The organism is Adhaeribacter soli, from assembly GCF_008727925.1.
Classification (GTDB): domain Bacteria; phylum Bacteroidota; class Bacteroidia; order Cytophagales; family Hymenobacteraceae; genus Adhaeribacter_A; species Adhaeribacter_A soli.
In genome coordinates, this window is record NZ_VTWT01000012.1 from 1 (window position 1) to 13172 (window position 13172).

The following is a 13172-nucleotide window of genomic DNA, read 5'->3' on the forward strand; positions in this document are numbered from 1 at the left end:
GACTTGCTAATATCTATGCTTAGGAAAAATCCCACTCAACAATTCAGCTTGATCCGAAATTTCCTTAGCTGGAAATAAAAAAAAGCCCTTTGCTGCTATAGCAAAGGGCTTTTTAAGAATTTGTACCAGGAGCGGGACTTGAACCCGCACGTACTTGCGTACACAAGATTTTAAGTCTTGCGTGTCTACCAGTTTCACCATCCCGGCATATAGTCGAAAGTGGAAGCCTTCGGACTATATCAAAAAACAAAGACGTTACTTGCGCAACGTCTTATTCTCTGGAGCGAAAGACGGGGTTCGAACCCGCGACCTCGACCTTGGCAAGGTCGCGCTCTACCAACTGAGCTACTTTCGCGTTTCAACCAGCCCTAGCGGCCAATTGTGATACAAAGATACACGCTTTTTTTCAGATGTCAAGAACCTGTAAAAAAAATCTGTTATTTTTTTTTACAACTCCGTGCTGTTGCTGGCTACTGCCCTTTAACTGTTACTTTCCGCTTTAAGCCAGGTCAGGGCGCTTTCCAGGTTGGCGAAGTTCTGCAACTCAAAACCGGCGCCCATTTCGTTTCTTACCTGCTGGTTGTGTTTCTTGAAATTCTCCTCGATCCCGGCAAAGGGGCTAAAAATGCGGGCTACCTTTTCGATGCCGGCGTACATGAGGCCGCTGAAAAGCAGCTCGGAGATATACCGGTAATCGGATTCGGACAGGTTGTTGTAATTGGAACCGGAATCGATGATCAGTTTTTTTACCTTGAATTTTTCGATGGTATCGATCAGGAGGGTGAAGGTGTACTGAAAATCGCGCGGCATGAACCGGTCGTTATTGGGCCAGCGGGCATACAGAGCCGCCGCCTCCTCGTAGTACCGCAATTCTACTAAATTCGATAAATTTAACTCCTGCACGAAATGGAAACTATTCTAAAGCATAGGGCTAAGATATTAGCTCTTTGGAATGAACCTAAAGCTGGCAGCTAAGTTAGGCTTTTTAGCCTAAATCAACTCGATGATCAAGGGGATAGTAGACACAAAAGCCCTTTGCTGTATAAGCAGAGGGCTTTAAAAATTTTGTACCAGGACCGGGACTTGAATCCACTAGGTAAAAACAAATAGGCGCAATACGTTTAAATCTTGATATTCTAATTTCTGACAACTGCTGACTCAAACCTTGGTTCAAGCTGATTTTACTAATTTAGTAAAGTATTTATTGCCTCAGAATTTTCAGGCGGCTAGAAGGCTACTGACTCATTTACCGATTCGGCATCACTTAGAAGTTTTGCTGTCAGAGCATCAAACCATCTCCTTGTCAAATTTTTCTAAAGCTTTATTTAACATTCAAATTCACTAGATTTTTAATGGGCATTTGGATTACTTCGTTCTGAAGATATCTCTAACAACTCGGGAAACTAAATTCCTTGAGATTAAGGTATTCTTCTTATTAAATTCAGATTGCACATATTCCGCTATTCTCTCAACTACCTCATGATTTTCCCCATCACTTCTTTTAATATTATTTAGCAAAATATATTTAACAGCTATTTCCTTGGCCTCAAGGGCTGCTTTTCCTGCTGAAGAAGCGTAAACATCAACATTTTCATCAAACCCTAAAGGATTATTATTAGAAGATTTTTTCCAGGTATATAAATCTTGCCTTAATTCTTCAAAGGACTTCATAATTAATTCCAAACCCGAGACTTCTTTATCCTCAATTTTGGAAGCCTTATAATTCCCGAAGTGGCCTAGAAATGTTGTATACTCAGAATTCTCTACTGACTTTTTATAAGTACTTACAAGCTTAAGTTTTAGGTTTTCCTTAAACCCTTCTATTAGATTATATCTCAAATCACGAGGATAATCCAAATGTTCAATTGGTGATGTATCAAATGAGTATCCAGTTAAATCATCTTTAATAATGATTGTTGGTTTGTCAAATGCGAGCCTTAAACCCAACTCAAACATTACATTTGGGTTTTTCTCACTAACATCACAAACAACTATGTTACTATTATAAATATTGCTAATAATTCTATTCTGAATAACACCAACGTCGGAGCCATCACTCACCAAATTTGGTTCGAAACCGGCTCCTTCAATAATATCGTAAAGAATGCTCTTTACATCGACCCAGTGCTCTTTAGACAGCCCTCCAATTGCACTAATAGGCATTATGATTCCACACGTAGGCTTCTTAACTTCAGCAGAAGCAATATTCTCAGTAGGTTCAGCTTTATTATTTGGCATAATAAACATTTCTTAAATAACACTGAGCAGGAAAGTTAAAGATATTTTCCTTTATTTTAACAACACTACTGCAACTCTTTATAGGAAATTTTCAGAAGACAGGCAATCAGCTAAAACGATAGGGAATTGAAACAAAAAAGCCCTTTGCTGCAGGAGCAAAGGGCTTTTAAGAATTTTGTACCAGGAGCGGGACTTGAACCCGCACGTACTTGCGTACACAAGATTTTAAGTCTTGCGTGTCTACCAGTTTCACCATCCCGGCATATAGTCGAAAGTGGAAGCCTTCGGACTATATCAAAAAACAAAGACGTTACTTGCGCAACGTCTTATTCTCTGGAGCGAAAGACGGGGTTCGAACCCGCGACCTCGACCTTGGCAAGGTCGCGCTCTACCAACTGAGCTACTTTCGCGTTTCAACCAGCCCTGTCGGCCAATTGTGATACAAAGGTAATACAAATACTTCACACTTGTCAAGCGTGCCGGTAAAAAAAAATCGCTACCCCGCTCCTATCAACTGATTTTCAGGCAGAAAAAATTACTACAGCTGATCTTACGCAAGTTTTCTGAGGTCCCCCTTTGGAGGTAAGGCCGTTTCATTCTACGAAACTCTCCCCTTCAGGGGAGCCGGAGGGGTGTTTACATCTGCTGATACTTATCAAATAACGTGTTTACACCCCTATAATCCCCTCAAGGGGATAGTCAATAGCCAGAATGAACACCACTGTCTTTGGAGGGGGTAGGGGGAGGATTACATTATTTGATCAAAATACTTATCAGCTAATTCTCCTAACCTCCCCCTGCCCTCTCTCCTTTGTCGAGACAGGCTCTCCAAAGGGGGACTTTTCTCCTGCTTGTGTAACGGGAGCAGCACTACTTCACAAGCATACGGTTTCATAAAAAAACCTGTGAGGTCTTGAAGACCTCACAGGTTTCGATAAGGTTTTAGAAGGTTTTAGCTCACCGGCTGTTTCTTTTGCTTTAGCAGCAACTGCAGCTCGTTTAGTTTCAGCAGCGCTTCTACCGGCGTGAGGCTGTTAATATCCATTTGCTGCAGCTGCTCTTTGAGGCGTTCCAGGGCCGGATCGGCAGGTTCGAACATGCTGAGCTGGATACTGGCTTTCGGTACGCTTTGCAGTTTTTCGTTTTCTTCCGGATGGGCTACTTTTTCCTGCTCCAGGTGGTGCATAATTTCGTTTGCGCGCAACACTACGCTGTTCGGCATACCGGCCATTTGCGCTACGTGAATCCCGAAACTGTGCGCGCTGCCGCCTTCCACCAGCTTCCGCATGAAGAGGATCTTGCCGCCGGCTTCGCGTACGCTTACGTTAAAGTTCTTTACCCGCGGCAGGTCTTCGGCCAGCTGGTTCAGTTCGTGGTAGTGGGTGGCGAAAAGGGTTTTGGCGCGGGCTTTCGGGTTGTTGTGCAGGTGTTCTACAATAGCCCAGGCAATGGAAATACCGTCGTAAGTGCTCGTGCCGCGGCCAATTTCGTCCATTAAAACCAGGCTCCGGTCCGAGAGGTTATTCAGGATGCTGGCCGTTTCGGTCATTTCCACCATGAAGGTACTTTCACCTTTGCTCAGGTTGTCGGAAGCACCTACGCGGGTGAAGATCTTGTCGATGATGCCTACTTCAGCGGCTTCGGCGGGCACGAAGGAACCGATCTGGGCCATGAGCACAATTAAAGCCGTCTGGCGGAGCAAAGCACTTTTACCGGCCATGTTCGGACCGGTAATAATAATAACCTGCTGCTCGTCGGTGTCGAGGAAAATGTCGTTCGGAATGTAGCTTTCGCCGGCCGGCAACTGGCGCTCAATAACTGGGTGACGGCCCTTTTTGATGTTCAGGGTTTTGGTGTCGTTCACTTCCGGTTTTACGTAGTGCTGCTTGATGGCTGTGGCAGCAAAAGAGCTCAGACAGTCGATCACGGCAAGGGCTTTGGCGTTCTGCTGGATCTGCATGACGTAATCCTGGGCGGTGAGCACAATTTCGTTGTAGAGCTGCTGCTCAATGGCAAAAATGCGGTCTTCGGCGTTCAGGATCTTTTCTTCGTAGGTTTTCAGCTCTTCGGTAATGTAGCGTTCGGCATTTACGAGCGTTTGCTTCCGGATCCACTCCTGGGGCACTTTATCTTTGTGCGCGTTCGAAACCTCCAGGTAATAGCCAAAAACCTTATTGTAAGCAATTTTCAGGGAAGAAATACCGGTGTTCTTTACTTCGCGCTGTTGCAGCTGCAGCAGGTAATCTTTGCCGGAGAAAGCGATCTTGCGCAATTCGTCGAGCTCGGCATGGATGCCGTCCTGAATGATGTTGCCCTGGTTCGGGAGCATCGGCGCTTCTGGCTTGATCTTGTTTTTGATCTCGTCGCGAATCTCTTCGCACGGAATCAATTGTCCGCCTAGTTTATTCAGGGCTTTTATTTCACTGCCTAAAAGCAGTTCGCGGATCGGCATGAGAGCATCCAGGGCTCTGGCCAGTTGCAGCATTTCGCGCGGATTGATCCGTTTAACGGCCACCTTAGAAATAAGGCGCTCCAGGTCGTTGATCTGTTTCAGGTTCTGCACAATTTCCTGCAGCAGGTCCGTATTCTGGGTCAGGGCCTCTACCGTATCTAAGCGTCTTCTGATCTGGGCACTTTCCTTTAAAGGCAGCACTACCCATTTTTTCAGCAACCTCGCGCCCATGGGCGTTACTGTGTGGTCGAGTACCTGAATAAACGGCACGCCTTCGGCATGTTGCGGCTGAATAAGCTCCAGGTTGCGCACGGTAAAGCGGTCGAGCCACACGTATTTGTCTTCTTCCAGGCGCGAAATGGTGGCAATGTGGCGAATGTCGGAGTGCTGGGTTTCGGCCAGGTAATGCAGCACGGCGCCGGCCGCAATAATGCCTTCCTTCAGGTTCTCGATGCCGAAGCCTTTCAGGGACGTGGTGCCGAAATGGCGGGTCAGGGTTTCGTAAGTATAATCGAAGCTGAAAACCCATTCGTCGAGCCCGTAAGAGCAGTAATCGTTGCCGTAATTTTCGGTAAATGTGCCTTTGGCCTGTTTGCAGTAAAGGATCTCGGAAGGCGAAAAACTGGAGATCAGCTTGCCGATGTAATTCAAATCGCCTTGCGCGGCAATAAATTCGCCGGTGGAAATATCGAGGAAGGAAATGCCGGTTTCGTGCTTGCCGAAATGAATGGCCGCCAGGTAGTTGTTGCTTCTTCTTTCCAGTACCTGATCGTTGAAGGAAACGCCGGGCGTAACCAGTTCGGTGATGCCGCGCTTTACGATCCCTTTTACCGATTTCGGATCTTCGAGCTGGTCGCAAATGGCCACCCGTTCGCCGGCACGCACCAGTTTCGGCAGGTAATTATCCAGGGAATGGTGCGGGAAACCAGCCAGGGCGGTTTCGGAAGCGGAACCCGCGCCGCGCTTGGTCAGCACGATGTCCAGGATCTTGCTTGCCTTTACCGCATCTTCGCCGAAGGTTTCGTAAAAGTCGCCGACGCGGAACAGCAGCAAAGCACCCGGATGCTGGGCTTTGATGGCGTTGTACTGTTTCATTAAGGGCGTTACGTTGGCTTCGGCGGTGGCTTTCATTTCTTTAGACATAAGTATCAAGACACAAGTATCAGGACAATTCTGGTACCTGAACTCGGTTTTCTAAAAACACATTTTTGGCTTTTTTAGATCAAAACCATAGGGTTTTCTGAAACGGAGATGCAAGATACAGGCATTTCAGGTAATTTTAAGGCGGGAAAGGGAATTTGTGCGGAAAAGGCGGATTGCAAATCCGAAGCTCGGTGCTTCGGGATTGCAAATCCCGAAGAGCGGAAATGCTTCTGTAGCGTATGCAGCGCAGGGTTTAAACCCTGCGCTACATACGCTACAAAAGGCTTCGATAATTCTCCTGACCTCCCCCCTACCCCCTCCAAAGGGGGACTTTCGGGAATGCGTAAAACAATTAACAATCAGCAATTAACAATCAAAATATGACAGGGCGCAAGCTTTCGATGGAGGAACTGAACCGCGATTCGGTAGAAGAGTTTAAACAGAAGCAGAAAACGCCGATCGTGCTGGTGCTGGACAATGTGCGGAGCCTGAATAACGTGGGTTCGGCTTTCCGGACGGGCGATGCGTTTGCGGTGGAGAAGATTTATCTGTGCGGCATTACGGGTACGCCGCCAAACAAGGAAATCAACAAAACGGCCTTGGGCGCTACCGAATCGGTGGATTGGGATCATGCCAGTGAAACGCCGGAATTGTTGCAGAAACTGAAAGCTGATGGGTTTAAAATTCTGGCGGTGGAACAGGTTAGCAACAGCGTTTCTTTAAAAGCGTTTCAGCCAGAAATGGGCCAGAAATATGCGTTGGTTTTCGGGAACGAGGTTTTCGGGGTGGAGGAAGCTGCCCTTGCGTTGGCCGATACTGTGCTGGAAATTCCGCAATTCGGCACCAAGCATTCGCTTAATATTTCGGTGGCCTTGGGAATTGTGGTTTGGGATCTGGTGAGTAAGCTTTCCTGATTTACGATTTTTAATTGACGATTTTGGGCATTTTAGCTGGGAACCGTCAGCTAAAGCATTCGGGAATGAAATTTCTTCTTTTGACTTTTTGGCCCTGAAAACATAACGTTTTTCATTGCCGGAAATGCGGGAAAATCTGCAAGGGAATGGGCACCCACAAGGGGCGCCCCTACGTTCGGCAAAATTCTATTTTAAAAAAATCCTGAAAATCAATAAAATCCTGAAAATCGTGTTCAGACAATTTCATTCCCGTCTGCTTTCGCTGACGGAAAAACAAAAGCCCGGTTCAGATTTATGAACCGGGCTTTTACTTTCAAATTATTTCAGCTTAATCTAAGTCGATGGTTTCGCGGAGTTCTACTGGTTTGGTTTTCTTGCGGAGGCGCATGTTCAGTAATTCTACGGCCAGCGAGAAAGCCATGGCGAAATATACGTAGCCTTTCGGAACGTGCTGGTGCAGGGATTCCAGTATGAGCATAAAACCGATCATGATCAGGAAGGAAAGCGCCAGCATTTTAATGGTAGGGTGTTTGTTTACAAAGTCGCTTATCGCTTTCGCAAAAACTAGCATCACGCCCATGGAAAGGATTACGGCAATGATCATAATGGTTACGTGCTCTACCAGACCTACGGCCGTTAAAATAGAGTCGAAAGAGAAAACGATATCGATCAGGATGATCTGGAAAATAACTTTACTCAGGCTGTGCGCCACTTTCTTAATGGTGTGTTCTTCTTCCTCGCCTTCCAGTTTGCCGTGAATTTCGGTGGTACTTTTAGCGATCAGGAACAAGCCGCCAAAGAACAGGATGATGTCCCGGCCGGTAACGCCAAAATCTTCGATGCCGAAAGGCAGATCGAGCGTAAAGAGCGGGTCTTTCATGGCCACGATGTGCGAAATAAAGAGCAACAGAATCACCCGGAAAACCAGCGCGCACATCAAACCAATGGTACGAGCCCGGCCTTGCTGTTCGACCGGCAATTTTCCGGCTACAATGGAAATAAAAATAATATTATCGATCCCCAACACAATTTCCATTAAGGTCAGGGTTACAAGGCTTATCCAGGTATTCGGGTCAGCAAAAATTTCAAACATGCTTATTTTGAGTGATTAGTGAGTAATGATTAGTGATTAGTAAGGATCTGTGAAAACAGGAATAAGGAGTAATGAAGAATGATTTAAATACTAGAAGCTAATGGCTATCCTGTTGAGCCCAGGTAGGCGCGAGGGAGCACGAAACTTACGATTATAGCTCTGAAACAACTTGTCGGCCACTGGAAAAACGTTAAACTTGGCTGTGGTGCTGAGAGCCGACGAGGTCCTTCGCTACCGCTTCCCGAAATGCTTCGGGACAGGCACGATGACAAGCTTATTTATAAGATAGCTACTAATCACTAATCATTATTCACTAATCACTATCTAGCTTTTCATGTTTACAAACTGCAGGGGCTGGCCAATGTCGGCTTTTCGGAGGGCGGCGATGGCTTCCTGCAGGTCGTCTATTTTTTTTCCGGTTACCCGGATCTGGTCGTCCATGATGGCGGGCTGCACTTTCAGTTTCTGGTCTTTGATGATCTTCACGATCTTTTTGGAAACTTCTTTATCCAGGCCGGCGCGCACTTTAATTTCTTTCTTGATCATGGGGCCGGAAGCGTATTCTTCTTTTGTAAAATCGAGGGCGGTGGCATCGATGTTCTGCTTCACGAACTTATTCATGATAATGTCTTCGATCTGGCCCAGGCGCATGGTATTTTCGGTGGTAACCAGAATGATGTTGGTCTTTTTATCGAAGTCGATGCTGCCTTTGGTGTCGCGGAAATCGTAACGGTTCTGAATTTCGCGGGTTACAGTGTTCAGGGCATTGTCCAGCGTTTGCGGATCTACTTTACTTACAATATCGAAAGAAGGCATAGTTTTACAGGGGTTAGAGCAAACAAAAAACTTACACGTATACGAAAAGGCAAAGTTAGGAGACTTGCTATAATTATTTACTTTTCCGGCTTTAAAGGTTATTGTTTTTATGCACATTATAGAACCGGTTTCGGCAACAGATCTTACACAATATTACCGGCTCCGTTACGAAGAGCTCCGGAAGCCCTGGAACCAGCCACCCGGCAGCGAACGCGCCCCCGATGACGATGCCGCCATTCATGCCCTGCTGCTCGACGATGCCGGCAAGGCAGCCGGAGTGTGCCGCCTGAGCTTTGTCTCGCCCGAAGAAGCACAATTGCGTTTTATGGCTATCCGGAAAGACCTGCAAAGCCGCGGACTGGGGAAATTATTAGTGGATTACCTGGAAGAAAAGGCCCGTCTGCACGGGGCAAGGTTTATCAGCCTGCAGGCCCGCGAACGCGCCGTACCTTTTTATGAACGCCTGGGGTATACCGTCGTAAAGAAAACGCACCTGCTCTTCGGCGAAATTCAGCATTATGAAATGAGGAAGGAATTAGCAAATCCCTTAGCAGGTCAGAATTAAATTACATGATGCTACAGAAAACGAAACTATGAGAACAAAAAGAAAAGTTTTATTCGGTGCAGCATTGCTGGTAACCGGATTGGCAGTAATGGCTTTACGGCCGCAAAACGCCCCTTTGGAAACCGTACCATCCGTTGACCTGCAAAAATACATGGGAACCTGGTACGAAATTGCCGCTTTCCCTCAACGGTTTCAGAAAGGTTGTCAATGCACTAAAGCCGAATATTCGCTTCACCCCGATGGCTACGTGGAGGTGCGAAACAGCTGCCGGAAAAACGGCCCTGACGGGAAGCTCAAAGCCATTACGGGGAAAGCTTTTGTAGCTGATAAAACCACCAACGCCAAACTGAAAGTGCAGTTCTTCTGGCCGTTTAAGGGCGATTACTGGATCTTGGACCTGGCGCCCGACTACAGCTACGCGGTGGTTGGCGCCCCGGACCGGGAATCGCTATGGATCCTGGCCCGAAAACCCGTTATGGCTGAAGAAACCTATCAGCAGATCCTGGGCAGGATAAAGGAAAAGAACTTTGATGTAAGCCGGCTTAAATTAACGAACCAGGAATGCAGGTAATTACCAGCTCTGCCCGTGATCCGGCCTGGTTTCGGGCGAAGTGGTTGCAGGCAGTTCCTGGGGAGTGGGCCGGCGAAAATCGAGCAGGAACGACGCGATACCCAGCACAAAAACTAACAGATACGGAAAAAGCAGGTTGCGGTACAGGAACTTGGTTTGGTTATGGTGCAGTTTCTCGTGCCGCGACAGGTATTTGCCCAGAAAAAAAGCCGTGATCAGAAAAATGGGCAGCGCAATGAAATACATAATCTGCCAACCCAGCCAGCCCTGGTAGCGGAACATGATGGCCATAAACCCTAGCGCCAGCGCCAGACTGCCGAAAGCCCCCAGCAAAGCCAGCTTCACGTGCGACACAATGTAGAAAAACGAAAGGCCGATCTGCACCAGGAACATAAGCGTAAGCACGATCACCGAAAAAATGAAAACGAAATTTCCGCCGTTCACCTGGAAAAACTTCATCCCGATGCCGGCCAGGGCCATGGCCAGTACCACGTACAAAACGGTAGTAAAGGTGTTTATAAAACTGGAGATCCGGAAATTGATATCTTCCAGGCCGGTAATTCTCGATTCTGCTCTCAGGTGTGTTCTCATCTTTTTTCTTGCAAATAGCGCACTATTTTGGTTACCAGGTTCCGGGGCGCCAACCGTACCGAAAAAGCCTGTGCCTGGTTTTTAAAACCCGGAATAACTACCGGCTTGCCGGCCATTAATCCGGCATAGCCGGCCTCCGCCACTTCCGCGGCCGAAGCAATATTGCCCGAAAACAGGTCGGAGCCGCCCAGTTTGGCCCGGCGTTCGAAATCCGTGCGGGTGGGGCCGGGGCAAAGCGCCGTTACCGTTACGCGCCGCGCCTGCAGTTCGTTGGCCAGGGCTTCGGAAAAGGAAAGCACAAAGGCTTTGGAAGCATAATACACCGCCATTAACGGCCCCGGCTGAAACGCGGCCGTGGAGGCAATATTCAGGATCTTTCCTTCTTCGCCTTGCGGTAACTGCTTTAAAAACAGCTTGCTTAAATGCACCACGGCCACCATGTTCACCTGCATCATGTCCAGTTCTTTCTGCAGATTTATTTCTTCAAAAAAGCCGTATTCGCCAAAACCCGCATTGTTTACCAAAATACTAACGGAAATCTGCCGTTCGGCTAACTTCCTGAAAATAACTTTCGGCGCATCCGGATCGGTAAGGTCGGCGGGCAAAACGGTAGCCTGAATCTGGTGCCTGGCGGAAAGTTCGGCTGCCAGGGAATTCAGTTTATCTTCGTGCCGCGCTACCATTACCAGGTTAGCACCATGCCGGGCAAAGATCCGGGTCAATTCCTCCCCGATCCCGCTCGAAGCGCCGGTGATCAATACGGTATTTCCTGCTTTCATATTACTGCCGGATTTCAGGCTTTTTATATAGGCTTTCTGCTATACGTTAACAACCCGGGAAGGATATGGTTTGGTTTTTTGGATTTATACGCTAGCGTTTTCCGTTAGGGACATGGTTTTGGTCGGATCTTGAAACACAAGCAATTAAGTGAATCTAAAGCTTTTTAACCGAAGTAACCTAATAAATAATTGTCCAGTTGAGCGTTAGCGAAACAACTCGTCGGCGGAAAGCGATGTCGTTATTTTGGCCTTTCTACTAATTGCCGACGAGGTCCTTCGCTGTGCTCAGGATGACAGGCTTTTTATAGGATGGAATTTCGCCAGATTCCTGAACTAACCACTAATTCTCCATTCATTGCCGTCTGCTTTAGCTGACGGTTTTCAGGTATTTAAATTCCGGCTTTAGCCAAATGTTCTTTTAAAATAAGCCGTCTGCTTTCCGTCAGCTAAAGCAGACGGCAATGAATAGTGCTGTATAAAAACAGTAGTATTTAAAGCAAAAAAGTCCGGCCAAAACATGGCCGGACTTTCAGTTCAGAACTTTGCCCTTAATATTAAGCTTTGCTCATTTCGGCAAAATACTGGTAGAAATAAGGAATAGTTTCGATGCCTTTGTAGTAGTTGAACAAGCCGTAGCTTTCGTTCGGTGAATGGATGGCATCCGAATCGAGGCCAAAGCCCATCATAACGGTATCGGTTCCGAGCACAGACTTGAACATGGCTACAATAGGAATACTGCCGCCGCTCCGTACCGGAATTGGTTTCTTGCCGAAGGTAGTTTCGTAGGCGCGGCTGGCGGCCTGGTAGGCAACGGAGTTGGTTGGGGTAACTACCGGTTCGCCGCCGTGGTGTGGTTTTACGAGTACTTTTACGCTGACCGGGGCAATGGCTTCGAAATGCTTCTGGAACTTCTCCGTGATCTCTTCCGAAGTCTGGTGCGGCACCAAACGCATGGAAATTTTAGCGAAGGCTTTGGAAGCAATCACCGTTTTTGCACCTTCGCCGGTATAGCCGCCCCAAATGCCGTTCACATCCAGCGTAGGCCGGATCGAAGTTCTTTCCAGGGTTGAATAACCGGCTTCGCCGTGAATATCGCCAAGGTCTAAAGCTTTTTTATATTTCTCCAGGTCGAAAGGCGCTTTGGCCATCTCGGCCCGTTCCTCGCCGGAAAGCTCGTCTACGTTGTCGTAAAAGCCCGGGATGGTGATGTGATTGTTTTCATCGTGCAGGCTGGCGATCATTTTGCACAGGATGTTGATCGGATTGGCTACCGCACCGCCGTATAAGCCGGAATGCAGGTCGCGGTTCGGGCCGGTAACTTCCACTTCCAGGTAGCTCAGGCCGCGTAAGCCCGAGGTAATGGAAGGCGTATCGTTGCCGATGATGCCAGTATCGGAAATTAATATCACGTCAGCTTTCAGCTTCTCTTTATTATGCTGCACGAAGGTCGCCAGGTTTTCCGAGCCTACTTCTTCCTCGCCTTCTATCATGAATTTCACGTTGCAGGCCAGTTTGTTTTCCTTCATCATCATTTCGAAGGCTTTCACGTGCATGTACATCTGGCCTTTGTCGTCGCAGGCACCGCGGGCGTAGATCTTTTCGTTCTTTATTACCGGCTCGAAGGGCGGGGAAGTCCAGAGTTCGTACGGATCGGCGGGTTGCACGTCATAATGGCCGTACACCAGCACAGTAGGCAAAGCAGGGTCTATCATCTTTTCGCCGTACACGATCGGGTAACCGGCCGTAGGGCAAACTTCCACGTTATCGGCGCCGGCTGCTACCAGCTTTTCCCGCAGGAATTCGGCCGTGCGTAGTACATCGTCTTTAAACTTCGGATCGGCGCTTACGCTTGGCATGCGCAACAGGTCCATTAACTCGCTTAGAAAACGGTCTTTATTTTCGGTCAGGTAATTATTCATCGTTCAGGTTTGGGGGTCAGTTATTCAGGCTTAAAATTAAAAGAAATTCCCGTGAGGTGGTATTAGATTTTTTAACCGGGTACTTTTCTTT

The 13172-nt window shown here is 47.5% G+C and carries 11 protein-coding genes and 4 tRNA genes; 3 read left to right on the forward strand and 12 right to left on the reverse strand.

Annotated elements, in window-relative coordinates:
- Positions 1–123 precede the first annotated feature (123 nt).
- From F0P94_RS17405 to mutS, 7 genes are all read right to left on the reverse strand, one after another.
- Positions 124–207, reverse strand: a tRNA-Leu gene (locus tag F0P94_RS17405).
- Positions 208–279: 72 nt separating this feature from the next.
- Positions 280–355: transfer RNA gene (locus tag F0P94_RS17410), tRNA-Gly, on the reverse strand.
- A gap of 125 nt (positions 356–480) precedes the next feature.
- Positions 481–903 carry a hypothetical protein gene (locus F0P94_RS17415; RefSeq protein ID WP_150905445.1) on the reverse strand — a complete coding sequence of 141 codons (423 nt, stop codon included), beginning with the start codon at positions 901–903 and terminating at the stop codon, positions 481–483.
- Positions 904–1365: 462 nt separating this feature from the next.
- The gene (locus F0P94_RS17420; protein WP_150905447.1) at positions 1366–2238 is read right to left on the reverse strand and encodes an RNA helicase; all 873 of its coding nucleotides are present in this window, start codon (positions 2236–2238) and stop codon (positions 1366–1368) included.
- A 178-nt stretch (positions 2239–2416) separates the two neighbouring features.
- Positions 2417–2500, reverse strand: a tRNA-Leu gene (locus tag F0P94_RS17425).
- A gap of 72 nt (positions 2501–2572) precedes the next feature.
- Positions 2573–2648 (reverse strand) — tRNA-Gly (locus F0P94_RS17430).
- Between the two features lie 542 nt (positions 2649–3190).
- Complete coding sequence (mutS, locus tag F0P94_RS17435) at positions 3191–5833, reverse strand: DNA mismatch repair protein MutS (protein ID WP_225307269.1); 2643 nt, start codon at positions 5831–5833, stop codon at positions 3191–3193.
- Between the two features lie 380 nt (positions 5834–6213).
- Here mutS and F0P94_RS17440 point away from each other — a divergent pair, with 380 nt between their 5' ends.
- A complete protein-coding gene (locus F0P94_RS17440; protein WP_225307270.1) occupies positions 6214–6747 on the forward strand; it encodes an RNA methyltransferase in 534 nt (177 codons plus the stop codon).
- A gap of 328 nt (positions 6748–7075) precedes the next feature.
- Here F0P94_RS17440 and F0P94_RS17445 read toward each other — a convergent pair whose 3' ends face one another.
- Complete coding sequence (locus F0P94_RS17445; RefSeq protein WP_150905449.1) at positions 7076–7840, reverse strand: TerC family protein; 765 nt, start codon at positions 7838–7840, stop codon at positions 7076–7078.
- Between the two features lie 324 nt (positions 7841–8164).
- Complete coding sequence (locus F0P94_RS17450) at positions 8165–8656, reverse strand: YajQ family cyclic di-GMP-binding protein (protein WP_150905451.1); 492 nt, start codon at positions 8654–8656, stop codon at positions 8165–8167.
- Positions 8657–8765: 109 nt separating this feature from the next.
- Between F0P94_RS17450 and F0P94_RS17455 the strand changes: the two genes are divergently transcribed.
- Positions 8766–9221 carry a GNAT family N-acetyltransferase gene (locus F0P94_RS17455; RefSeq protein ID WP_150905453.1) on the forward strand — a complete coding sequence of 152 codons (456 nt, stop codon included), beginning with the start codon at positions 8766–8768 and terminating at the stop codon, positions 9219–9221.
- Positions 9222–9249: 28 nt separating this feature from the next.
- Complete coding sequence (locus F0P94_RS17460) at positions 9250–9792, forward strand: lipocalin family protein (protein WP_150905455.1); 543 nt, start codon at positions 9250–9252, stop codon at positions 9790–9792.
- On the opposite strand, the gene F0P94_RS17465 is transcribed toward F0P94_RS17460, so the two are convergent.
- From F0P94_RS17465 to F0P94_RS17475, 3 genes are all read right to left on the reverse strand, one after another.
- A complete protein-coding gene (locus F0P94_RS17465; RefSeq protein WP_150905457.1) occupies positions 9793–10383 on the reverse strand; it encodes a hypothetical protein in 591 nt (196 codons plus the stop codon).
- Positions 10380–11162, reverse strand: coding sequence for an SDR family NAD(P)-dependent oxidoreductase (locus F0P94_RS17470; RefSeq protein ID WP_150905459.1), 783 nt, complete (start codon positions 11160–11162; stop codon positions 10380–10382). Before F0P94_RS17470 ends, F0P94_RS17465 begins: the two co-directional genes overlap by 4 nt.
- A gap of 554 nt (positions 11163–11716) precedes the next feature.
- On the reverse strand, positions 11717–13081 hold the full coding sequence (locus tag F0P94_RS17475; protein WP_150905461.1) for a dipeptidase: 1365 nt from the start codon (positions 13079–13081) through the stop codon (positions 11717–11719).
- Positions 13082–13172 lie beyond the last annotated feature (91 nt).